General features: G+C 38.0%; 17 protein-coding genes and 1 pseudogene. 10 read left to right on the top strand and 8 right to left on the bottom strand.

What is annotated here, in order from left to right:
- Window positions 1–552: 552 nt before the first annotated feature.
- On the top strand, window positions 553–1,713 hold the full coding sequence (locus tag MSBRM_RS08890; RefSeq protein WP_048117709.1) for an iron-containing alcohol dehydrogenase: 1,161 nt from the start codon (window positions 553–555) through the stop codon (window positions 1,711–1,713).
- A gap of 7 nt (window positions 1,714–1,720) precedes the next feature.
- On the opposite strand, the gene MSBRM_RS22075 is transcribed toward MSBRM_RS08890, so the two are convergent.
- Window positions 1,721–1,822 carry a hypothetical protein gene (locus MSBRM_RS22075; RefSeq protein WP_394298155.1) on the bottom strand — a complete coding sequence of 34 codons (102 nt, stop codon included), beginning with the start codon at window positions 1,820–1,822 and terminating at the stop codon, window positions 1,721–1,723.
- Between the two features lie 215 nt (window positions 1,823–2,037).
- Between MSBRM_RS22075 and MSBRM_RS08885 the strand changes: the two genes are divergently transcribed.
- Together MSBRM_RS08885 and MSBRM_RS08880 are read left to right on the top strand one after the other, a co-directional pair.
- Entirely contained in the window at window positions 2,038–2,268 is a 231-nt protein-coding gene (locus MSBRM_RS08885; RefSeq protein WP_048117712.1) for a hypothetical protein, read from the top strand.
- Window positions 2,269–2,471: 203 nt separating this feature from the next.
- Window positions 2,472–3,536, top strand: coding sequence for an AI-2E family transporter (locus tag MSBRM_RS08880; RefSeq protein ID WP_255361965.1), 1,065 nt, complete (start codon window positions 2,472–2,474; stop codon window positions 3,534–3,536).
- A 1,093-nt stretch (window positions 3,537–4,629) separates the two neighbouring features.
- Here MSBRM_RS08880 and MSBRM_RS19415 read toward each other — a convergent pair.
- A protein-coding gene (locus MSBRM_RS19415) for an IS630 family transposase (RefSeq protein ID WP_155396457.1) occupies window positions 4,630–5,641 on the bottom strand; the annotation gives its coding sequence in 2 pieces (ribosomal slippage) (window positions 4,630–5,158 and window positions 5,157–5,641; 1,014 coding nt in all).
- Between the two features lie 90 nt (window positions 5,642–5,731).
- Window positions 5,732–8,899 (bottom strand): PAS domain S-box protein, encoded by a 3,168-nt coding sequence (locus tag MSBRM_RS08855; RefSeq protein WP_048155430.1) that lies wholly within the window; start codon window positions 8,897–8,899, stop codon window positions 5,732–5,734.
- Window positions 8,900–9,461: 562 nt separating this feature from the next.
- On the opposite strand from MSBRM_RS08855, the gene MSBRM_RS08850 reads away from it, so the two are divergent.
- Complete coding sequence (locus MSBRM_RS08850; protein WP_048117725.1) at window positions 9,462–9,905, top strand: universal stress protein; 444 nt, start codon at window positions 9,462–9,464, stop codon at window positions 9,903–9,905.
- Between the two features lie 163 nt (window positions 9,906–10,068).
- On the opposite strand, the pseudogene MSBRM_RS19410 reads toward MSBRM_RS08850, so the two are convergent.
- Window positions 10,069–10,965 (bottom strand): annotated as a pseudogene (locus MSBRM_RS19410) (RNA-guided endonuclease TnpB family protein); the annotation flags it as partial.
- Window positions 10,966–11,435: 470 nt separating this feature from the next.
- Here MSBRM_RS19410 and MSBRM_RS08840 point away from each other — a divergent pair.
- From MSBRM_RS08840 to MSBRM_RS08830, 4 genes are all read left to right on the top strand, one after another.
- Entirely contained in the window at window positions 11,436–12,287 is an 852-nt protein-coding gene (locus MSBRM_RS08840; protein WP_230629176.1) for a hypothetical protein, read from the top strand.
- 419 nt (window positions 12,288–12,706) lie between these two features.
- The gene (locus tag MSBRM_RS08835; RefSeq protein ID WP_230669120.1) at window positions 12,707–13,276 is read left to right on the top strand and encodes a hypothetical protein; all 570 of its coding nucleotides are present in this window, start codon (window positions 12,707–12,709) and stop codon (window positions 13,274–13,276) included.
- A 492-nt stretch (window positions 13,277–13,768) separates the two neighbouring features.
- Window positions 13,769–13,933, top strand: coding sequence for a hypothetical protein (locus MSBRM_RS20290; RefSeq protein ID WP_155396458.1), 165 nt, complete (start codon window positions 13,769–13,771; stop codon window positions 13,931–13,933).
- 549 nt (window positions 13,934–14,482) lie between these two features.
- Window positions 14,483–15,379: a hypothetical protein gene (locus MSBRM_RS08830; RefSeq protein ID WP_048117730.1), complete on the top strand. Its 897-nt coding sequence runs from the start codon at window positions 14,483–14,485 to the stop codon at window positions 15,377–15,379.
- Between the two features lie 932 nt (window positions 15,380–16,311).
- Here MSBRM_RS08830 and MSBRM_RS08825 read toward each other — a convergent pair.
- The 4 genes from MSBRM_RS08825 to MSBRM_RS08810 form a co-directional block, all read right to left on the bottom strand.
- A complete protein-coding gene (locus MSBRM_RS08825) occupies window positions 16,312–17,511 on the bottom strand; it encodes a potassium channel family protein (RefSeq protein ID WP_048117733.1) in 1,200 nt (399 codons plus the stop codon).
- A 161-nt stretch (window positions 17,512–17,672) separates the two neighbouring features.
- Entirely contained in the window at window positions 17,673–18,251 is a 579-nt protein-coding gene (locus tag MSBRM_RS08820) for a magnesium transporter (protein ID WP_176722120.1), read from the bottom strand.
- Window positions 18,248–18,874 carry a magnesium transporter gene (locus tag MSBRM_RS08815; protein WP_048117735.1) on the bottom strand — a complete coding sequence of 209 codons (627 nt, stop codon included), beginning with the start codon at window positions 18,872–18,874 and terminating at the stop codon, window positions 18,248–18,250. Before MSBRM_RS08815 ends, MSBRM_RS08820 begins: the two co-directional genes overlap by 4 nt.
- A 226-nt stretch (window positions 18,875–19,100) precedes the next feature.
- On the bottom strand, window positions 19,101–20,129 hold the full coding sequence (locus MSBRM_RS08810; protein ID WP_048117738.1) for a DUF2971 domain-containing protein: 1,029 nt from the start codon (window positions 20,127–20,129) through the stop codon (window positions 19,101–19,103).
- Window positions 20,130–20,404: 275 nt separating this feature from the next.
- Here MSBRM_RS08810 and MSBRM_RS08805 point away from each other — a divergent pair, with 275 nt between their 5' ends.
- Together MSBRM_RS08805 and MSBRM_RS08800 are read left to right on the top strand one after the other, a co-directional pair.
- The gene (locus MSBRM_RS08805) at window positions 20,405–20,635 is read left to right on the top strand and encodes an Lrp/AsnC ligand binding domain-containing protein (protein ID WP_048117742.1); all 231 of its coding nucleotides are present in this window, start codon (window positions 20,405–20,407) and stop codon (window positions 20,633–20,635) included.
- 675 nt (window positions 20,636–21,310) lie between these two features.
- Window positions 21,311–23,176 carry a DNA topoisomerase VI subunit B gene (locus MSBRM_RS08800; protein WP_048117745.1) on the top strand — a complete coding sequence of 622 codons (1,866 nt, stop codon included), beginning with the start codon at window positions 21,311–21,313 and terminating at the stop codon, window positions 23,174–23,176.

The following is a 23,176-nucleotide window of genomic DNA, read 5'->3' as shown; positions in this document are numbered from 1 at the left end:
AATTAGGATTGATTTATTAAATAGCTATACGTTTGGAAAAAAACAAACTTATCCATAGCTATTGGCTCTTTTTTTATACGTATTTAGTTCTCTGTTTTTTATGGGTCTTTATATTTATATTTACACAGTTATAAATTTAGTATCACTTTTTTATCCTGAAATGATTTCGCAGATTCAAAACCATTTGAATGTTCAATACGCGAATAGTAACAGACGGCACAAAAAAATTAAATGCTGAGTAAATTTAAGCTTCATTTTGGTAATGTAGAATGATTCTGTACAATGAAACAACTTCGAAGTTGAAGTGAAATGGTGATCACCCGTATACGACAGATCATTACAATTGAAAAATTAAGAAAGAAATGTAATTTTGGGATAAAACACCTTTTGCTCTCATGGCTTTTGTTCATGGCTTCAAAAATTATGTCCCGGAGCAAAACTTTATTAGTCACCGAGAAAAATAATTTCCATTAATATATTGAATTTCCAATAAAAAATTTATAAAGATCTGTTTAGGGTATCTAAAAAGAATTGCCAGGGGGAATATAAATCATGACCGAAAACAAAACATATACCTATCTGAACCCGAAAGTCGCCCTTATGGGAGCTGGCTGCGTAAAAGAAATCGGCAAGCATGCAAAAGATCTGGGAGCTACAAAAGCCCTTATAGTTTCCGGCAAAAGCAAGCATGGAGAACGGCTTGCACTGGACATATACAAAATTCTTAAAGACGCAGGCCTGGAAGGCACAATCTTTCCAGGAGCAGACCCTAATCCGACAGATACTTCAGTTATGGAAGGAGCGGATATTTACAGAAAAGAGGACTGTAATATAATAATCGCTGTCGGAGGAGGAAGTCCTATGGACTGCGCAAAGGCAATTGGCATTGTAGTATATAATGGTGGATTAATCAATGATTATGAGGGCGTCGGAAAAGTTACAAAAGGAATTCCTCCACTTATCACGGTAAATACGACTGCTGGCACTGCGAGTGAGATGACGAGTTTTACAATTATTACGGATACGAAGCGGCATATCAAAATGGCAATCGTCGACCCGCGCATTACCCCTTATATTGCAGTTAACGACCCTGAACTCATGGTCAGTATGCCACCTGCACTTACGGCTGCAACCGGTATGGACGCTTTAACTCATGCGGTTGAAGCTTACGTTTCTACCATGGCCACGCCTACAACAGATGCAGCTGCTATCAAATCCATAGAACTTATCTCAAAATATTTACGTGAAGCCGTTGCCCACGGAGAAGACGTGAGGACCAGGGATATGATGGCACATGCCGAATACCTGGCAGGTATTGCTTTCAACAACGCAAGCCTTGGTTATGTACATTCCATGGCGCACCAGCTAGGAGGACTTTATAACCTTCCACACGGGGTCTGCAATGCGATTCTTCTTCCGTATGTGGAAGCATACAACAAGAAAGTCGTCCCGGAACGCTTTGCAGATATTGCCCGGGCAATGGGAGAAAAAGTGGAAGGACTAAGCCATGAAGAAGCCGCAGACCGGGCTATAGAAGCCATCAGGAAACTCGCATTGGATATAGGAATTCCTTCCGGCTTAAAAGAGCTTGGAGCAAAGGAAGAAGATCTCGAACTTCTGGCTGAACATGCAATGCAGGATGTCTGCCGCCGAACAAATCCCAGAGAGCTTTCAAAAGAAGATATTATCGAGATTTACAGAAAAGCCTTGTGAAAATACCTTAAAAGAGCGATTCTGGAGATCTCAAATCTGTAAAATTCAAACCTGAAAGGTTCAAACCTAAAAAATTCAAGCCTGAAAAGTTCAAGCCTGAAAAGTTCAAGCCTGGAAAGTTTAATCCTGGAAAGAATACATGTAATTGGGATTTTAATTATTAATTCTCTTGCAAAAAAATGAAATATTATTATCCTTCTTTGTTTTTATTTTTCTTTGTGTTATGATAAGATTAGTAAGTTGTTTCTTCAAGTGAAGGTATTGAGATTGAATAAATAAGGAAAGTGATTCTTGATGAAACTGAATAGATCAGGAGAGTGATCCTTGAAATGGAAATTAGGGGCAATATTCTGGATCATGCGTATAGGATTGATGTTGAAGGGGAGCAAATTGCAGAAATCTCGAAAAAATGAGTTCACATCAGGATGCCTATGGAACATCAGGATGCCTATGGAACATCAGGATGCCTATGGAGTGAAAATTGAGCCTGGACAAAATGCACTCATTATGACAATTACAACAACTGCGCTCGATCAAATGGCATATGAGGACTGAGTTCTAGCCTGAGAAGAGTTAGAAGAAATGGCTGTGCTAAGGCAAGTAATATTTGATATATTTGACAGATGTTATTTTTAGAGAAGTTAAAAAGCAGGCATGAGTTTCTATAGTCACGAGGATAATAATGCAACTACTCAATAAGGTACAATGAGTTTTTGTTTCAATAGTTTCAATAATTACAGGCGCGACTATATGTATAACTGCGAAAGCAAAATTGGGGGGATGAAATTATAAATTCAAACGATTATTCAGTACCCGCTAAAATTTTACTTTACAGCACCGCTGCCGTTATTTTGACAATAGGGATGCGGGAAATTGCATCAATACTTACAGTCGTCTTTTTCTCTGTGTTTACCGCGTTGATCTTTACTCCGCTTGTCCGCTGGCTAAAACAAAGAGGTATTCCAGGTGTACTGAGTGTTATTCTGGTAATTTTACTATTTACTCTAATTATCCTGGTTCTTGGGATAATAGTTGTTGAAGCAGCATTGCAGTTTGGAAGTCAGATTCCGATTTATCAAGCTCAGTTGACCGAACTTGTGAATAATCTTGCAAAATATGTCCCTTCATATGAAGAATTTTCCATACAGTCGATTCTCCGTAGTATGGTATCGATAACAATTTCTCTCATGGCAAATACCGTTAATGGAATTGTGAATGCTGGAGCAACAGTCGGAATTATTATTGTTACAGCAGCATTTTTGCTAATTGATGCCGCCAATACTCCTGAAAAAGTAGACTCGGAAATTGGAAAGCAGTCCGAACTCCGCTTGAGGATGAGTAAATTTAGCAAAAAGCTGGTAAAATTCATTGTCATAAGAGCAGAAATAAACCTTATAACTGGTATTACAATTGCTCTCCTTCTCTTTATCGGAGGCATCGACTATGCTATTCTCTGGGGAGTCCTCATATTTCTATTAAGTTATATTCCCTATATTGGTCTGGTTATTGCTTCTGTTCCTCCCATAATGCTTGCGCTTTTCAAGTATGGGCCTTTAGGAGCTATCGCAGTCATTTTAATTATCGTCATTGTGGACGCACTTGCAGAAAATGTTCTTTTCCCATCCATTATGGGAAGAGGCTTGCAACTATCTCCTGCTTTCCTGTTTCTTGCTCTTCTTTACTGGAATTTTGTGTTTGGACTTGCAGGTGTGCTGCTTTCGATACCACTTACAATAGTTTTGAAGATTATACTTGAAAGCTTTGAGGAAACGAAATGGCTGGCAAGATTGATGGGCCCAATTGAAGAAACTGAAGTAAGTTAAGAAAATGGACTCTTTAAAAGTAAACTTCAAAAGTAAACTTTTGTGGAAATCTATTTTAAATCAAAGACCACTATAAAATTAGATAATATGAACAAGAAATAAACTTTTGTGGAAATTTATTTTAAATCAAAGACCACTATAAAATTAGATAATACGAACGAGAAATGGCGAATATAGGAGTTAAAACAAGAAGTTTGTGAAAAAAATATAAATCTTTTTCTGTGAGAAATTAAAGGTAGAGGTAAATCAAAATCCATGCTTGCCACCTTAAACAGGGATTTCCAATACCTTAATAGGTAATTGATCGATCACCACGCTACCTTATATCCAAAAACCGTGTCCTGACATCCCTGGCACAGTCCTGAACTTTTGAATTCCTTGACAAACGCTTCGCTTCGGAATTCGTCTTCGTCTACTCTCTCCTCACATAACGGACATATACACTTTGCAACTGTCTCAACTTCTCGCCGAAATCCTAGTGATTTTAGAAATCTCTTTTTATCTATATCCACATATATCAACTCTATAATTTCATGATACTATATGCTGTTTCCAAACAACCACCCAAAAAATAAGAAGCAAATACAGGTAGTTCAATTCTCTCAGCTTAAATGCCAGACGCTTTTCAGCATACGTATCAACAAACAATTATGTCTGCAATGATTGCAGTAATGTCTTTGTTTTAAGTATTGCTCGCGAATTTTTATTATAAAAGTAGCGTAGGATTTTCCTACCGTTTAAACACTTGTTTTAATATATTTTATTCGCGTATATAATAATATACAGAAACCAATATAAGTTTATTGGTTTTGTTAAGTTTTATTTCACAATAGTTAAAATTAAGTTTAAAAGTAATGGTTTAATTTAGCACTTTTTATATTCAGTTGTTTTGAATAACCATATGATTTATATCTATGATTATTGCTGCTGTTGAAATTGAGTGGAAAGTGGGTTGAGATAAGTGGAGAAGCTTCTATGTCACGAGGATAAATAATGCAACTACTCATAAGGTACAATGAGTTTTTGTTGCAATAATTACAGGCGCAACTATAAGTGCAGTTATTTAGACTCAAGAGCGGGTAAATACGTATAGTCACCATTTTAAATAATGCGACATTTTGTGTGTGAATGTATGTTTCTCCCAAAACTCATCTAGTTCTTCCTTCAATACTTTCACATTCTTGAATGATTTTATTGACGTTAAGTCTTCTCTTGTCATTTTCCAACAATACTCTGTTGGGTTCCTATCTGGAGTAGCTGGAGGGAAAAGCAATATTTGCAACCAATATTTGTTTTTTTGAAAGAATTCCCTTGCCTTTTTTGATTTATGCCACGGCGCTCTGTCCATTAGAAGAAATATATTTCTTCCTATTTCTTTTTTAAACTTGATTAATGATTTTATAAGAGAGTCTGTATTCTTTTTAATTCCTAAATCATACCAATAAAAGTCTCCGTTTTCAGTGTAGAATCCTCCAATGTTGATTTTAGCTTTTGAACCATTTATAAATTTAATAGGTTTAGAGCCTTTTATTGCCCAACATTTTGATCTGTTTGAATCTACATAAAAACTACTTTCATCCTGGGTGACGAATAAATGATTAGGATTTAGGAATCTTTTTTTTGATTTCAGCAATAAATTCGTTTGTTAATGCCTGATTTCGCCTTTTTGATTGAGGTCTACATGTAATTCTACTAAACCCTAAATTTTTAATAATTTGTCTCATTCTTGATTTGGAATAAGATATTCCAAATTTCTCTCTGACAAATTGAATTGCATCTTTTGTTTGCCAACCGCGAGAAAAACCATCGTCTGTTGGGATAGGTTTTGAGAATGCTTTCCTTAATTCAGAAAGTTGCTCTGCAGTTAAATAGGACTTTACTCCTCTACCAGGTTTACATTTAAGGCTAGACAAACCTTCTTCTTCAGCTCTTTTCATCCAACGATGAACTGTTGAACGGTGAACTGAAAAATCTTCTGCAACTTTAGCTGGACTCAAACCATTTTTAACCAACAATAATGCTTGAAGTCTTAACTTCTCATTGTTGTCACTGGAACGACATATAGCTGTGGCAATATCAGAAGTAGTAAACATCTCTAAGCTCATAACTAAATTAATATAATCATATTAAATATATAAATGTTGCATTATATAATACGGTGACTATAAGTCCTAATAACATTATTCAATTGATTGTTATACTTCTGATACTGATGCCTGATTATTTATCTCTGTGACTGTGAATTTTATAGTAAACTCCGTTCCATTATTCCCTTTCAGTTCAAGTTTTCCCTCTAACTGGTCGACAAGAGAAGTTACAAGCTGGAGTCCCAGGCTATCAAGGTCTTCAATGTTAAGGTCTTCGGGTATACCGATGCCGTTGTCTGCGACGGATAGAACATAAGCAGTACTTACAAATTCCTCGTTCTTTCTTTCTCCGTTTCCCTCTTTGTGAAGTTTAATTCTTATTTCTCCTTTATCCCTGCCGGAAAATGCATATTTAAAGGAGTTTGAAACAATTTCGTTGATAACTATCCCCAATGGAATAGCAGTATCCATATCTAAGAAAATGTTTTCTTCCAGGTCAAAATTTAAACTAACATCGGTCTTGAGACTGTATGTTAGGAGTAGATTATTAGCTAATTCCTTTATGTATTGCGAAAAGTCAAGCAAATCAATATTTTTACCTTTGTACAATTCCTCATGTATAAGAGCAATAGAAAGAACTCGATCAATACTTTCTTTGAAAGCTTTCGATACTTCCGAATCTGTGATAGTCTTTCTGCCTTTAAACAAATCAGCCTGAAGATCCAGAAGGGATGAGATAACCTGAAGATTGTTCTTGATTCTGTGATGTAATTCCTTCTTACGGGCAATTTCGAAATTCCTGAGAGCTTCTTCAGCTTTTTTGCGTTCGGTTATATCTCTTGAAATGAACGAGAAAGCTGTCAGCTTTCCATTAGTATCAAAAACCGGAGAAAGAGTTATTGAGACATATATTTTCTTTGCGTATTTCCTTAACCTTAAAGTCTCATGTTGGTGAATCGTTTCTCCCTGTTTAATTAATTCTATTAATTTCAGAGTTTCTTTATCTAAATGAGGTGGAGCCAAAATGGATACATGCTTTCCGAGAATTTCTTCCGCGGAATAACCATAAACCCCTTCTGCTCCTTTATTCCAGCTGGTAATAATGCCATCAAGTGATAAAGTTCCCACAGCGTCCAGTGATGATTCCACAATATTTGCCAGGGTCTTAATTCTCTCTTCAACGATTCTAAGGTCTGTTATATCTTGTGTTGTTCCTCTAATCTGGACAGGATTATTTTCCTTATCGAAAACAGTTTCACCTTTAGAATGGGCTATGCGCTCTTCTCCATTGGATAGAATTATTCTATGATCAGTACTAAAGGGTTTTCCGCTTAAAGCTCCTTTAACGGCATTATCGACATAATCTTGGTCATCTGAATGTAAGTGACTTAAAAATAAGCCATAATTTACTTCAAACTCTCGAGGCTTAAGTCCAAAAATCCGATACATTTCATCAGACCAATGTAATTTACCAGTTACAAAATTCTGCTCCCAATTTCCAATATGAGCCATTTCTTGAGCATCAGAAAGAAGTTCTTCTTTTTCTTTCAATGTACTGTAAGCTTTTTCAAGCTCTACGGTACGTTCTTGAACTTTTTCTTCCAATGTTTCATTTGCTATTTTAAGGGCATTTTCTGTATTCTTGAGTTGTGTAATGTCTGTAAAAGTGCAAATTATAATGTTAATGCTACCATCGGGGTTTAGCAGAGGTTCGGTACTAGCAAGCGTCCATACCCAATCATCTTGCGAATAACGACGTATGCCAATGACCTGATTCTTTACAGGCTTGCGATTAATCCTGGCGTACTGTACTGGGTGAGACTCAAACCTCAAAGCATTACCATCCTTATCAACAACATCCCACGTATCCCAACTAAGGTCTTGAATCTCTTTATGCTCAAGCTCTTGTTCAGAGACATTGAAAATTTGCAGAAATGCTGGATTATATATTGCAAATTTACCCTCGCCATCAATGAGAAAAACACCGGATTCTAGATCCTGCACCAGTGCTTTAAACCGCACCTCACTTTCCTTTAATTCTTGCTCAGCCAGTTTGCGCTCCTGTTCAACCTTTCTCCTCTGCAGAACTTGTGTCACCGCCGGCGCAATAGCTTCGAGATCCTCCTGTTGCTCATAGCTATAGCCACCTTCACGGTTTGCTACAGCAATTGAACCTATCGTTTTTCCTTCCTGAACAAGGGGAACACCAAGAAACGATGTGATTGGCGGATGCCCTTCAGGCAAGCCTCTGCTGTCTGGGTACGACTGTGGATCATTGGTAAAAAAGCTTTTCTCGTTGATTATGACACTGCCATACAAACCATGTACAACATAATCTCTAGGGAAAGTAAGATGCCCTGTCTTGTCGTACATACGACACTGTTCCCATGCCAGCTCACTTTTTGCAATATCATGCAGTAGCCCATCAGAACCCATTTCAATAATAAAACCAAACTCGCTGCCTGTCACTTTCAGGGCTACAGATAGACATGCTTCCCCCAATTTTTCTTCTGTTTTTGCCTGCACCACATTGCTGAAGATCCAATTGATTCCCTCTAAAATACGGTTGTATCTGCGAATCCGGTGCTCTCCTTGATTGCATTCGGTGATGTCGCGATTGCTGCCCCTTCTTCCAGCGTAGCATCCCTTACTGTCATAGAAAGGCTGGCACTGGTGGTGAATACATCTTATTTTGTCATCTTTAGTTATAATTCGAAACTCGATATTACCATGACTACTCGGTGGCGTATTATGTCCATACTGGAAAAATGCCTTTTGATCGTCAGGATGTATTATTTCTTGGAGCAGATCAGGTTTGTCCATGAATTCCCAGACAGCGTATCCTGTGACCCGCTCGCAAGAAGGCGATGTGTACAGTAAACGGCCATCAGGATCCATCCAAAATTCCCAGTCGAAAGTGTTATCTGCTACGATACAATATTTTTCCTCGCTCTCCCGAAGTTTTTCTTCAAGCACTTTTTGGTCACTTATATCGAATCCATAAATGTTTACATACTCTTCTTCGGGTAAGGGTTGAAACGTGGCTAAGTATACTTTTTTTCCCACTTTAATTTCCATTTTATTCGGTCTATTCTGGCAAAGTACCCTTTGCGCAATATCTCCAATATAGGAAGGCAGTTTGTCTCCGATTTCCACACCCCATCGGAGTAATAAGGTCTTAGCTGCCTCATTTGAGTAAAGAACAGTACCATCCTTTTCAACACTAAGTACAGGATTGGGGTTTTTCTCAGGAAAGTGTTGCATGCTAGCTTTCATTTTCCCATATGACTCCATCTCTTTAGTCGCACTATGCCTATCGTTACTAATTGTTGACCCACTCACAATAAAAGATGTTTTTTAATTCAAAAAATTATATAATTATACTAAATTTAAAACTTTCTATTATAATAAATATCGTTAATCGCGAAAAATAATTGACATAAGTAATTTTCAAAAGAATTTATAGTCTGAGAATTAATATATTTTTTTATACGAAATTTTAAAATATTTATTTCATTTGAATACCTCGCTAGCTTGCTGTGGGAATGAAAAACTTCTCCGAGAACCGTTGTTATGTAACTTCCTTATATTTTTAGCTACATTTGTACTTGTTTTATCCTTCAATATCAATATGCGAGTGAAAGATATTAATCAATTTTTTCATAAAGCAGCTGGCTGTGTGGTTACTTGTAGCACTTAGTTTATTTCGGAAACGAGGTTAGGAGATAACTTTGGAATAAATCAATATTTAGCCCACAATTTTTATCTTGATTTCCTTCTTTTTTAACTCTAACAGCAAATCAAGATTGAATGTCAACTAGCCAGCAGGAAATAATCTATGACTAATTCAAAGTTATTCGAAAAAATATTGATAGCAACTGATGTATCTGAAAAAAATAAGTCTGCGGTTGAAGCAGCCATAAAAATTGCCTGTGCATGTGGGTCCACAGTCTATGCTATCTATGTAATGGATGAGAGCCTCATGAAATCTGCTATTGAAGTTTCAATTGCAGGAAATCTATATAAAAGAATTAGAAAAGAAGAGGAAGAAGCAGTCAATTGGGTAAAGGAAACTGCACAGGGTGTAAATCTTGAGACCTTCATACTATCTGGCAGACCAGCTCGTGCAATCACTGAATTTGCAGAACAAAAAGAAGTTGATCTAATTGTTGTTGGAACTCAGGGAAAAAGTGGAATTGGAAGATTTTTATTAGGCAGTCTTGCCGATGAGGTTATAAGAACTGCTGGCTGCCCGGTACCGACGATAAAAAGTCGAAAATAAGGCTCTATAGAAATCTTCTCTAAACCTATTTCCATTAGACTCACGTGAACTACTCCTCCCTGAATCCTCTGCCTTTCGGGTTAGTTTCAAGTGAGAAGCTCCTAGTTCATTCCTTTCTCTTTTGAGAACAAGTTCCCAAACCCATCCCCGTGTTCCGCAGGTGTCAAGTAACTATAAGATTTTGATTTTGAAGTGAGAATTTTTTGATATTGATTGCAGCATTAATATCCTTATCATGTTTTGTATTACAATCAGGACATTCCTATTCTCTAGCATTAGGATTCAGATTAGGGTTATAATATCCACAGACATTACAAAGTTTAGATGAGGGTTCAAACTGTCCTATTCTCAGGATAGTTTTACCGAACCATCCTGCTTTGTATTCTAATTTTGTAACAAAGCTACTCCATGCAGAATCACTTACAGCTTGAGCTAAACAATGATTTTTTTGCATGCCTTTAATACTCAGTGTTTCCAGCGCAATAGCTTGGTTCTCGCTGATAAGTTTAGAAGAGAGTTTATGCTGGAAATCGTTCATCTAATTGCTAATTTTTTATGGAGTTTTGAAAATAGCAGTCTTGCCTTCTCTCGATTTTTAGAACCTCTCTCGATTTTTAGAACCTTTAACTTTTCTACTTACTCTTTTTTGCGGGACTTTCAACCGGTTAAGAGAATTTTTCAAGTATTTAGGGTTCTCCATTTTTTCTCCTGTAGAAAGAACTGAAAAATCTTTGATACCAACATCTATTCCTACTTGTGGTAGATTCTGAAAATTCCTGTTTTGTAGGCTGTTCTTATCCATCTTCCACAAGAATACTTATAAAATATTTTTCAGTGTAGGATCTTGAAATGATTGCTGTTCTATCTTGAAATGATTGCTGTTCTATCTTGAAATGATTTCTGTTTTATCTTGAAATAGTTGCTGTTTTTAGAGTACCTTCAACCGCCTGTGAAGAATTGCTTTAACTTCATCAATCCTAGGAAGTTTTACAATACTCTTTTCAAAATTTACTGCATAATGTTGTGGCAGTTGATATGACTGAACAGGATTTTTCTTAGTTCAGGCGCCAGTACATAATTCAAACTGGCTGATTTTGATAAGAAGAAATCATTGAATGCTCGAATAAGTTTATTCAAATGAGTTTCCTACAATCGGTACTGCTTCTTGAATTTCAGATTTGTAAAAAAATATAATAGCTGCTTGCGAGAAAACGGTTAGAGATGGACAAGAAGAAGGGAATGAAACTTATCCTTCATGATAATCGTTTTGGTCGTGGTGTGTGAAATGAGGCTTTAAAATCTACCCGCAAGCAACCGGATTCTTATTACCTATAAGTAATATTTATACTTTGTTGTAGTTAGGATTTTCATTATAACATATACGAGTTATTCAATAGGTGCATGTAACAAAATATTTTTCAACAGTGCTTTTTTCCCATGATAAAGCTAATATTCTCACATATCCATACTTACTTGAGAGAGAACCTGGGGGCATGAAGGATTATTCTACCGCTCGATGAAAACGAAGCTTTGGAACTGGGACTTACTCTGATTAATGAGAAGAACGAAACCGAAATCAAAGAAGTCCTTAACTACCTCTTTGAGCTTGCACTGAAATATGCAAAAGAAGGGCAGGAAACCGACACAAAAAGATTGATTGAATATATGAATAAGATAGGGAAAGCGGCAGCTATTGCCAGGCTTGAACCAATTGTTGTCAATACACTTCTCCTTTTTCCTCAGGTTGCCACAGAAGCATGCAAGCAGAATATGGAAAATGCTCTTGTGAGCATAGCACTCGCATTCGGAGAGATTGGAAAGGTCGCAGCAGAACAAAAAATGGAGACTCCCGCAAAGATCGCAGCTTCCTACCTTGGCGAGATGGGAAATACCGCAGCTTCACGAAGAGCCAAAAAGGGAACAATTGCGGTTATTTTCGCTCTTGGGGAGATCGGAAAAAGCGTTACATGGCAAAAGCTGGGTGATGTTGCAAGCAGCACAGTTGTCCTTCTCGGAGAGACCGGAAAGGTTGCTGCAAGTCAGAAGTTTGAGGATGCGGTATTAAATGCCGAACTGTTGCTGCAGGAGATAGGAACAGGGGCGATTGAAAAAAACCTGAAAGAAACTGCAGACATGAGTGTGCGCTCTATCCAGGATATAGGAAAAACTGCAGATCGCCAGGGACTTGATAAGGCTTTGCTTCAGGCAGCCTATTCACTCGAAGCAATTAAATTTAATGCTGAGGACCGCTATCTGATGAGTGCATCCATAGTTGCCGAAGTAGCTCTCCTTCACTTTGAAAGATTGAAAATTGAGAGACTGGAAGATAAGCTGAATAAAATTTCCAGGGGAAAGAAAAGATCACCAGGTACAGGTTTGTGAACTGTTACGCTCAGTATAACACTATTCATATTGAGTTACTCAGTTTAATATTAAATCGCAACCTGCCTTCTTTACAGGGAAAGGAGTGCAGGAAAGATTATCTGGCCGTAAGGTGCATTTTCCCGATATAAACTTTTAGTGGGGTGTTCTGAACGTCTATTTCAAACGAAACCGGGGCAACAGATCTCGGGCTAACTTCAGTTAAGGAAAATGATGAGCTTGGCGTATTACGATCCATAGATTTCCTTACGGAACGAGGAACCGAATACATAAATAGAAAACTCGAGCCCGACGCAAAAAAGACTGTTATCTGCATAAGAGACATAGGTAGCGCGGCTGTCTTTCAAAATATGGAAATTGGGGTATTTTTATCACTTTTTTCACTTGGAAAAATGGCTGAAATTGCAAGAGAGCAGAAAATGACTGACACCGGTTTAAGTATCCTTTACTCTCTCTGTGCAATCGGTAAAGCGGCGGTTGGGCAAAATATGGAGTCTGCGGTCAGGATCGCAGTCGCATATCTTGGAGAAATTGCGAACTCCGCCTCACTTCAGAAGACGGAAAGAGAGGCACTTGCTGCGGCTCTTGCTATAGGATCCATAGGAAAAGAAACTTTCGGGCAGCAGAGAATCCAGGTCCCGGAAAATGAAGGATTTCTTCCTCCAAAGTCATGTATCCTCTTATCTCGACCTCCTGGAAAAGAAGCTATTCTCTTCTCCAGAGAATTTCCGGGTATTTTTAGCCTGCTTGCTCAACAGGGAGGAGAAACTGATTCCCTTCAGGATATCCCTGTCCTTTTGGAGAGTGAATCTTCTTATACAGGTTTTACCGACTTTGAGAATCTAATCATAAGAGCTGCCAATTCTCTAGGAACAATGATTTTTGAAGTTAAAGAAAAATTTTTAATAAGTCACGTGCTTATGACAAAACTTGCTCTTGACACTCTCAATGGGTCTGAATATATACACGAAGCCGAATCTCTTGATTGAAAATTTATAAAACTTTAAAGTACTGTTTGATTCTAATAGATTTGATTCTAATAGATTTGATTCTGATTGCGTTCCAGGAAATCCCTGGATTTCATGGGAACTGTTAAACTGAGAATCGACATAACTGATTCAAGGGGCTGCATCGGTATAATACTTAATATGATGCTAATTATAGCGACTGTTGAATGGCGTGAGAAATTCAGGAAACCTTAACATTTAAGGTATATTTTTCAGAATATATATTTCATAATGATTTTTATTTCAATTATTCCTCTTACAAGTTATCATAAAAAATAAGTTTTATTTTTTTGGTCAAGTTTATTAATTTCAACGGTTATTGGTCTATTAATAAGAAAGACACTCAGGCTATTCTCATAATTTTCCAATTTATACTTTGGACAGCAATTACTCAAGCCGAGGCTGGGTTGTCACTGTAAATTTGTCACTGTAAATAACAGTGGAGATAATAACAGTGGGAACGGAAATTATGCTTTGATCCAGGAAGCTGTTAATAATGCACATGAAGGGGATAGGATCCTTGTAAGCCCTGGTGCGTACAGGGAAAATATAATAGTCAACAGAGAACTTACAATTTTCTCCCATCCCATGCTCTCAGGCAGCCAGAATAACCGTACTTATATTATAGATACAGTTTGACAATGCGATCTTCACTATCAGCTCAGATAATGTGACAATATGTGACAATAAATGTCTCAGGGAAATAAGCTTGCTTATAGACAGAGTAAGGGCAAGAATTGTTGGACTTGATGACAAAGAAGTGTACGAAAAAGTTATGGAAAACGCCCTTAACTATGAGGAAAAAGACAAAGAGGGATAAAAGAATCCTTTGATTGGTACGTAATTTTGACTGAATTCAAAATTTACTTTTTGAAAAAAACGGAAACTCTTTTTTGAACGAACTGCTTCAGTTACAAAATAGTAACACTAATAACCTCGTAACTTCATAGAATAAGCCTGACTCCATTTCCTGCGCAGTCCGTATATCTTACGCAACAATCTGAAATTGAAAATATGCGATGAAACATACAGGCAAGAATTATAAAATCTGCGGGAAAAAATTGAAGCTTAATGTTTTCTATCAATAATAACGGATGCTACCAATAACGGATGCTACCAATAACGGATGCTACCAATAACGGATGCTACCAATAAGAGGGATACTAACAATAAAAAGGGGCAAAAAGAATGATTACATTAAATGAGGCAGAGGCGGTTGAAGTAAGTTTATCTGCAGTTGATGAGGGAGATGAAAGCAGAGCTTTCCAGGCCCTTGATTCTCTTACAGGAATTGCGGCGGATTTTCTTTCAGAGAATGAAGAGGCAGATGCCGAGAGAGTTATCCTATCAATTGAGAGTGGTGCACAGGCAGCTGCAGAGAGAGAGATGGAGCTTGTTACGATCAATTCTATCCTGTCCCTCGGGAAACTGGCAAGGAAAGCAGCAGACAAGGGACTTGAGTCTGCCCTGGACAAGACCTTCATAGCAACAGGAAAACTGGGAAAAACTGCAGCTGTACATTCGCTTGAAGCCGGTTCAAAAGTCGCTGCTACAACCCTAATGGAGATTTGGAACTTCTTCCCAGAACAATGGGATCAGGAAAAAGTAATTGCTTTTTCTTTGCTCTTTAAAGAGATCGGAATCTCTGCTGCCAAACACAATATGGAGGACGTTGTGCTCAGTGCAGTAACCGGTCTTGGAGAGATCGGGAAAAAGGTTGCAGCAAAAAACCTTGAACTTGAAACTGTAAGCAGCCTGCTTTTGCTTGGGGAAATAGGTAAGATTGCGGCAGAGAGTTACTTTGATGAAGCTCTAAGTTCAACAGCACTTTCCATAGAAGAGATTGGAAAACTATCTGTAAAGAAGAAACTTAATGACGCAGTTTTGCAGTGCCAGTGGGCACTTGAGACTCTGCGAGTCCAGGCCGAAGAAAAGGTATTAAATAACTCTTCAATCGTGGCTGAAGTGGCTCTGGATAATTTTAAAAATATCAACTATACGGATTCCGAGGAAAAAGTGGAGAAGTTCCAGGTAATAAAGAATCTTCAGAAAAAAATCCAATCTAATATGGGAATTCAGGAGTAAGAAACACTCTAACGCAGCTATATATAACTCAGCTGTTCATCTAAAGAATCGTTCATCTAAAGAATCGTTCATCTAAAGAATCGTTCATCTAAAGAATCCGTTTATCCAAAAAAATAAGTGCATAGTAAATTTTGAGTTCATGTTGATAGCCTGGTTTCACTCTGGCTTTATTTTTCAATTAAATTTTTACTTTTGACATGTTATGGACTTCGAGTTTTTCTTTCGGCTTTTGAATCCTGTAGCATATAAGAGAAAGTAATGTCATGTGTGGTTCCATATCTGGAGCGAATTAGGCAGGAAACAAGAAGTAGGTATTGGCGAAGCTGAAACAAGTGCCCGAATACTCTTTGAAAGTTTCTCACTTTTTTGAAACCATAAGTTTTAAATAAATTATTAAAGTAGTTCTCTAAAGCAAATTATTGCTTCCTTGATAAGTGCTTGAGGTTTCAAAGTGAGGTGTTATAGACAAAATGTTATAAGAGCAATTTAGATGCAGTCTGTACTATCACATAATACTATGCACTTTACTCCACTTAGCATACAACACAAGTTGTTCAGGCAGGAGGAAGGTAAGGAGTAGAACCCTTCCTCCTACCTCGAGGTTGATTTTACTCACGCAGGAGAATATGCCAGAAATCCGGCGTGAGTTTTTTACTCAGATGATATATATTATGCATGAAATGTATTTAACTCTTTCTATTATATAGCAATGTTGAGTGTTCAGGTCAGTTTTTATATGACGAAGCTGGTGAGCTCTCAATAAGGAAGGTTGTAAGCTTCCAAAAAAGTTACAAATCAAAAATAATAAAACAAAAAATTTGCAAAACTGTTTAGAAATTCTCATTTCAGGTTATACTTCCTGTAAATGAGCCTGCGCCAACAACAGGAAAATCTGAAAATTGCCAGGTAAAGGGATTTGCCAGGTAAAGGGATTACTGGTTCAGTTTACACTCACACATCTCTATAAGCGCCCCTTCTCCAATCCTTGACCCACGTGCAATAAGCATATCACCTGCCTGAACAACCGTATTGCCTTTCGGGGCGTAGACCCAGCGGTCAGCCCTTTTGATTGCCATTACATGCAGCCCGGTTTCTGTCTCAAGCTTCAATTCAGAAAAAGTCTTTCCGACTATAGGAGAGCATTTCTCTACCTGGAGCCTGGTTATAACCTCTTCGGAGTTTCTGACCGCGAGGGTGATAATGGGGTGAAGTTCTATGTCTCTGAGTACAGTATCCGCAATTCCGTAGGCAGCGTCGGAAATAGCTTCAGAGGCACTTGCAAGGTGGAGGATTCCCCTGAGCATGTTTACATCCTCAAAATGCTTTGCGGTTTCAAGCACCCAGTGCTGAAGTTCGTATTTCATAGAGTCCATTTCGGACTCCAGGGCACTAACCTCATACGCTATATCTTCGTTGTCAAAAAGAATAGCAGAGTATGCAAGTCCTACCGAGAGTTCGGACATATTCTTCATATCGACGATAATATCCACGGCATGCTCAAGATCTTTTAAAAGCTTATCGTGCTCGATCTCCTTTGGTACAAATTTCTTTGTTGTGGCCATCTCGAAAAATAGCGTGACTCCTTCATCATGCCCTCTGGCAATCAAAACATCTCCCTGCCGAAGGCGGGTTTCTTTGTCAGGGTCATAAATCCAGTCCTCATTTCTCCTGATAGCAATAATCCACATACCTGTCTCGATATCAAGTTCGAGGTCACCAAGTGTACGTCCTACCATTGAAGATTCTGCGGCGACTGTTGCCCTGACTATGGTCTCTTCCGCTTCCCTGAGAGCGACTTTCAGTTCCATCGGAATTCCCATATTCATAAGAACTATTTTGGCAATGTCGCCTGCAGCATTAGCGATATTTTCCGAACACGCAGCAACCTGTAAAACACCCAGGAGGCCTTCGGCCTCATCAACCCTGCGTGTGCTTAACATCGCGGCCATCTTAATGTGATAATCGAGGGTATCCATCTTATCTTCAAGATTGAGTACCTCTTCTGCAACGTCCTCATCATCGTAAATCATTGCAGAGTATGCAAGGTCTACCATGAGTTCGGAAGTATCCTTCATCTCAGTCAAAAGATCTTTGAGGTTCTTTGGACTGTATCTGAATTCTTTAGGGAACATGGTCTCTAGATCAACTCTACCTTATGCTGGTGTATATGAGTATATACTTAATAGTAATTATTAATTATTACTTTTAGAGTATTCAGGTTTTGAGAACCTGGATAAAATATTATGAACTAATTATATTAGAACTAACATTTAATTAATATGTTAAACTGTTTTTATAAAATATTTAATAAGTAAAGGGCTACAAAAATTCCCGTAACCCCAACGAGGTCTCCAAGGCTTGCAATGAAAGGAATGACCGTATCATCAGGATCTATCCCGAATCGGTGGGAAATAAAAGCTATGGCAACAGTTGCAGAATACACGACGACAAGTTCTATGATAACGGCAATGAGGCTGATTTTCAGAATGATGAGATAAGGCATCCCAAACCCTAGGAAACTGCTTGCCATAAAAACCAGTATGCTGACAGAAATTGAAGAAACAAATCCTACGATTGCAGCTGCAATAACACTATTGTGTACGACCGGATTACTTCTGAGATTGTCTCCAAGCCCCATATGGAAAGCCGAAGAAAGCCTGGCTCCAAGCATGCTGCCGGTATCTCCGCCGATCTTGATAAGAGAAGGAATAAGAATCAGTATCGCTGGCATAGATATAAGGCTTTTTTCTCTGGAATTCAGGATCTGCCCTACAACAATTCCCATCACACATGTAACTATAAGTACTGGTAACCCGCGCTGAATGATGCCGTTTATTGTGTAGTAAGGAGTCTGACGCCCTGTTTTCCTCAAAACATCACCACCAGTTTTGCTGAGAGGAAAAGCATGAGCATAGAAACAATATCCCCGATAGTTGCAATCGAAGGCGTAACAACATTATCAGGATCAAAACCAAATCTGAACGTCCCTATGGCAAGCAGAGTTGCAACAAAAGAGAGAATTAGCCCGGAAGTAAAAGCTGAAATCACGCATATAAGAGTAAGTTTAAAGACACCGACACTTTCAAAGCCCAGAGCAAGGGTTACAAAGTGCCCGAGAATTCCGAGAATAAAAGCGGTAACAACACTCAGGATAAGGGAACCGGAGATATTATTCATGAGTTCGGGATTATGCCTGTCGATCTCTGTTATTAGCCCCAGGTGAATTGCACTGCCAAGTCTTGAGCCAAGGGTAGAGGAAATATTTCCCCTGAGCCCCAGCACACCGGGGTAAATCACAATTAATCCCGGTATCATTTCAAGTTCTTTTGTCATCCCCGAAAATATAATTCCTGCAGCCACCCCTCCAACAGTAGCAATAAGTTCAAAAGGCAACGCCTCACGTACTATTGACGAAACACTAGCGTACTCGCTCAGATATTTATCAATATACTGGGATTCGAAAATATCTTCGTCCCTGTGAGACTCTGAGGGCATGCGCTTGTATTATACACTAATAATATTAAAACAATCGCTAACTTCAAAAAAAAGGCTGTCAAAAAAATGTTTATCCTTCAGACTCACTTCACTGAATAATAAGTAAGAGAATGTTCAGTCCCAACTAGCTCGATAAGTTTTTTCGGTTTTCGGAAAAAAGATAATAACTTGCAGCCGTTATTTCATAGTTAAAATTTGAAATAAAAGACATTGTACATTTTGAATTTTACAGGAGTATGGATTTAGGACGGCTGTCAATATATTTCTCGATGTCAATTATTGGACCCTCAATTTTTATTTCATATTTACGGGGAACTTCTTTAGCTTCATAGAAATTTACGTTAATACCTTCATTGAGATACTTTTTTTTGACTGTATTATAAACTAATTTAGCATCTTCATGAGGTATTCTCATGCCGAAAACAATACCTTCCAAATCTTCTTTTCGGTACTTCAATAATCCTTTTTCGAATTCATCAGAAGAAAGCAGTCCATTAATTATGTCATTGCGAGTAATAATCATTCTATATTCTTCTTCATAATGCCAATCACAAAACTTATTCAATAAACATTTGGTAATCTTCAAGTCACTATCAGTGTCAAAGTAATTTACAATAGGACAAATTTCATCTTTCTTCTTATAGGTAACTGTTAAAAACTTCTTCTTATTGAACAAATTGTGAAATGGATATACAACTGCTGATTGTAATGGAAGTGAATTATCACGACTATCAAACTCTAAATAATATTCACCTAATTCATTATCCCAATCTTTTTTAGATCTAAAACGAAGGCATATGCCTTGATGAGAATCAGCATAGTGACTCCACATTAAAATATTATCATCTTTTCCACTAAAACAGCAAACTTTCGGCAAAGATTTTTTTTGTGAATATCCATGAAGATCCCTCCATGAATACCCATTAAAATCAAGATTTATCTCCACTGCTGGGTCATAACAAATTAAATCTCCGTTTATTGTCATCTTGCCTTGAGCAATTGAATCGTCAATTATGTGTTCTGACTCTTCTTGAGTAAAACCATAAACATGCATAAGATGATTAATATGCTTTTTTCTTTTTCCATTCAAGCACCAATATGTCCTAGAATCATAAGGGTCATTAAATTTATCGGGCCTTCTGAAAAATAGTTGATTATTAGCTAAGTTCTCTATAGCATAAATTATATCCTTGCATTTGCAGTCCTTTTCTGTTTTAAGACTTTGATATTTATAAAATAATTTTTCTTCTACCATTAGTATCATAGTCGGATGATATATTTTTGAATATAAACATTTTGAAGTTAAGCAGAAATTGGATTTTCAAATATGAACTTTTAATGTAAAAGTGTGACAATAATAAACAGAGTGCAAGAAGTCGGTTAACTTTAATAAGTCTAAAAATGTTAAGTTTTCAACCTTTGGAACTATGCGGATAATAAATTAAAGAGTAGAGGACCAAAATCAGTTATATCAGTTTTTTTCGGTTTTCGGAAAAAAGATAAATAACTTGCAGCCGTTACCTTATATACATGGTAGTAGGGATCACAATGATAAACGTGCTGCCAGGTTATGAAAAGGCAGCATACCGAGAATTGAAGAACATCGAGGGAATTAAGGATGTTTACCATGTCTTTGGGGAGTATGACTTTGTAATAATAATAGATGTTGAAGACATGACTATCCTGAACGACGTGGTAGATAGAGTCAGGGAAAGCGAAACCGTAATAACCACCAAGACAATTGTCGGAGCAGAACTTTAATTCTCCGGCTAAAAAATTAGCGCATCCTGTCAGGATAAAACAGAAGGAACGACAAAACGGAAGCAACATATTTTTTAGCAGGTCATGGCTTTCTACCTTAACCATTTATTGAGACCTAAACTGTTGGGTATTATTTTAAAAAAAATTTAAAATGGTTTTAAAGAATTTAAACCTGCTTGAAACAGTCAGTAATGGAGAAAAATGTTTTAAAAAACAGATTTGCTTTGTGTTTTATAAAGTTAGTTTTTATAATATGAAACTGTTTTCCTGCGTTAGAATGATATTTTTTCATGTTGTAAAACTATTTTCCTATGTTTTTAGCGGGTACTTTAAAAATATATGAAACTATTGAAATCTACCACGTAAAGAAGCCGAAACACATAAAATAAACAGAAGGTATACTGTTGTCAGAAAATAGTGAAGCGCTAAAACATTAAAACGCTAAAACATTAAAGCGCTAAAAGAATAAAAGACCAGAAAAGTAGACCACTAAACCAGTTAGTACTAGACAACAGCAAAACACGAAAATCGCAAAGCATTAGAATAGCAAAATGGTATAAAAGTAAAAATAACGATGGGATTACTTTTAAGGCAAAATTCCTGCTTTAGATATTTGTAAAAAATATTTAAAGCAATATGAAGTTACATTGATTTTCCAACCTGAGGTAAATTTTCATGGAATTCACCATTGCAGAAGAACTTGCCAAAAATCAAAAGTCAATAAGTGTCGCAGAATTTTTTGAAAAAAATCGACAGATCCTGGGTTTTGACTCGGCTCCTCGAAGCCTCATAACAACCGTAAAAGAAGCTGTTGACAATTCTCTGGATGCCTGTGAAGAAGCAGGAATTCTGCCCGATATTCTTGTCCAGATTGAAAGAACCGGACAGGACTACGTAACTGTTATTATAGAAGATAACGGGCCAGGAATTATAAAAGAACAAATCCCCAAAGTTTTTGCAAAACTTCTCTATGGTTCCAGGTTCCATGCCCTCAAGCAAAGCAGGGGACAGCAAGGAATAGGGATTTCTGCAGCCGTGCTCTATTCCCAGATGACTGCGGGAAAGCAGACGAAAATCCTCTCCAAAACCGGCTCCGGTAACCCTGCACATTATTACGAGCTTATGATCAATACCAGCACGAATGAGCCCGATATCCTGAAAGACGAGATAAAAGACTGGTTCCGCCCGCACGGGACTCAGATCGAGCTGGAAATGAAGGCTGCCTACGTAAAAGGAAGAAGGCAGTCCATTTACGAGTACCTCAAAGCTACTGCAATTGTGAATCCCCATGCAAGAATTACACTTATAGAACCTGACGGCAATGAGGAGGTTTTTGAAAGAGCTACGGATAAGATGCCCAAGCCAGCCGAAGAAATTCTTCCCCACCCTGAAGGTATAGAGCTTGGCACTCTAATGAAGATGCTCCATTATACTGAGCGCCAGAAACTTGCTCCATTTCTTCGCTACTCTTTTTGCAAAATTGGGCTGTTAACTGCCGAGGAAATTTGCAAAGCTTCAGGGCTTGACCCTGAGATCGACCCGCATGCCCTTGGCCGCCACGAGGCAAGAAAACTAATTGAGGCTTTTGAGAAAGTAAAGATCATGGCTCCTCCCACAGACTGTCTATCCCCAATAGGAGAAGAGCTGATTTACAGGGGGCTTGAAAAAGAAACGAATGTGGATTTCATTGCCACAAGCACCCGAAAACCCGCAGTATATTCAGGAAATCCTTTCGTGGTGGAAGTGGGACTCGCTTACGGGGGAAACCTTCCAAAAGAAGAAAAGATCAGTATAATGCGTTTTGCTAACCGTGTGCCTTTGCTTTACCAGCAGGGAGGCTGTGTGACCACACATGCCGTAGAAGACATTAAATGGAAACAGTATGGCTTAAACCAGCCCGGAGGAGGAGTTCCTGTAGGACCGGCTATCCTCCTGATACATGTTGCTTCTATTAATGTGCCCTTCACTTCAGAATCAAAAGATGCTATTGCTGACATTCCTGTAATCAAGGATGAGATTGACCTCGCGATCAAGGATGTTGCAAGAAAGCTCAAGCACTACCTGAGTAAGCAGAGTAACCTCAAGAAGCGTCGGGAAAAAGAGATTATTATTACAAAGGTTCTCCCTAAGATGGCTGTAAAGGTTGCTAATATCCTGGAAAAAGATGTTCCTGACATTAATCCTGTTGTTGCAAAGATTATGGGAAACCTGCTAGTACACAGAAAAGTGAAGAGGAACGAGGATGGGACTGCAGACGTTGTAATAAAGGTCAAGAATTTCGGAACCTCTGCCTACTCTTTCAGGGTTCATGAGATGCTGCCCTGGACAATACTCGGAGCAAAGCCTGAACCAAAGGTTGTGACTCTGGGCAATGATTACGATTATGTATGGGATATATCCGCAGCAACTGGGTCTTCAAAGGTGCTAAGCTACAGGATAGAATCTGCAACCGACAAAGAACTTGGAAAATTTCCGGACCTTGTTGTTGAAGGGCTTGAAGAAGAGCTTGTAACCGGGGCAAAAGCCTTTAAGGGGGCATAA

It is taken from the genome of Methanosarcina barkeri MS, assembly GCF_000970025.1.
GTDB lineage: Archaea > Halobacteriota > Methanosarcinia > Methanosarcinales > Methanosarcinaceae > Methanosarcina > Methanosarcina barkeri.
The sequence above is the reverse complement of the archived record's forward strand: the minus strand, read 5'-3'. Positions and strand labels throughout refer to the sequence as shown.

What these genes read in the sequence shown, in the direction of transcription:
- MSBRM_RS08810 (WP_048117738.1), bottom strand. Translation starts at nt 20,129, where the DNA reads ATGGTAGAAGAAAAATTATTTTATAAATATCAAAGTCTTAAAACAGAA.
- MSBRM_RS08825 (WP_048117733.1), bottom strand. Translation starts at nt 17,511, where the DNA reads ATGTTCCCTAAAGAATTCAGATACAGTCCAAAGAACCTCAAAGATCTT.
- MSBRM_RS08835 (WP_230669120.1), top strand. Translation starts at nt 12,707, where the DNA reads ATGACTGACACCGGTTTAAGTATCCTTTACTCTCTCTGTGCAATCGGT.
- MSBRM_RS08850 (WP_048117725.1), top strand. Translation starts at nt 9,462, where the DNA reads ATGACTAATTCAAAGTTATTCGAAAAAATATTGATAGCAACTGATGTA.
- MSBRM_RS08805 (WP_048117742.1), top strand. Translation starts at nt 20,405, where the DNA reads ATGGTAGTAGGGATCACAATGATAAACGTGCTGCCAGGTTATGAAAAG.
- MSBRM_RS08800 (WP_048117745.1), top strand. Translation starts at nt 21,311, where the DNA reads ATGGAATTCACCATTGCAGAAGAACTTGCCAAAAATCAAAAGTCAATA.
- MSBRM_RS08830 (WP_048117730.1), top strand. Translation starts at nt 14,483, where the DNA reads ATGATTACATTAAATGAGGCAGAGGCGGTTGAAGTAAGTTTATCTGCA.
- MSBRM_RS08855 (WP_048155430.1), bottom strand. Translation starts at nt 8,899, where the DNA reads ATGAAAGCTAGCATGCAACACTTTCCTGAGAAAAACCCCAATCCTGTA.
- MSBRM_RS08890 (WP_048117709.1), top strand. Translation starts at nt 553, where the DNA reads ATGACCGAAAACAAAACATATACCTATCTGAACCCGAAAGTCGCCCTT.
- MSBRM_RS08815 (WP_048117735.1), bottom strand. Translation starts at nt 18,874, where the DNA reads ATGCCCTCAGAGTCTCACAGGGACGAAGATATTTTCGAATCCCAGTAT.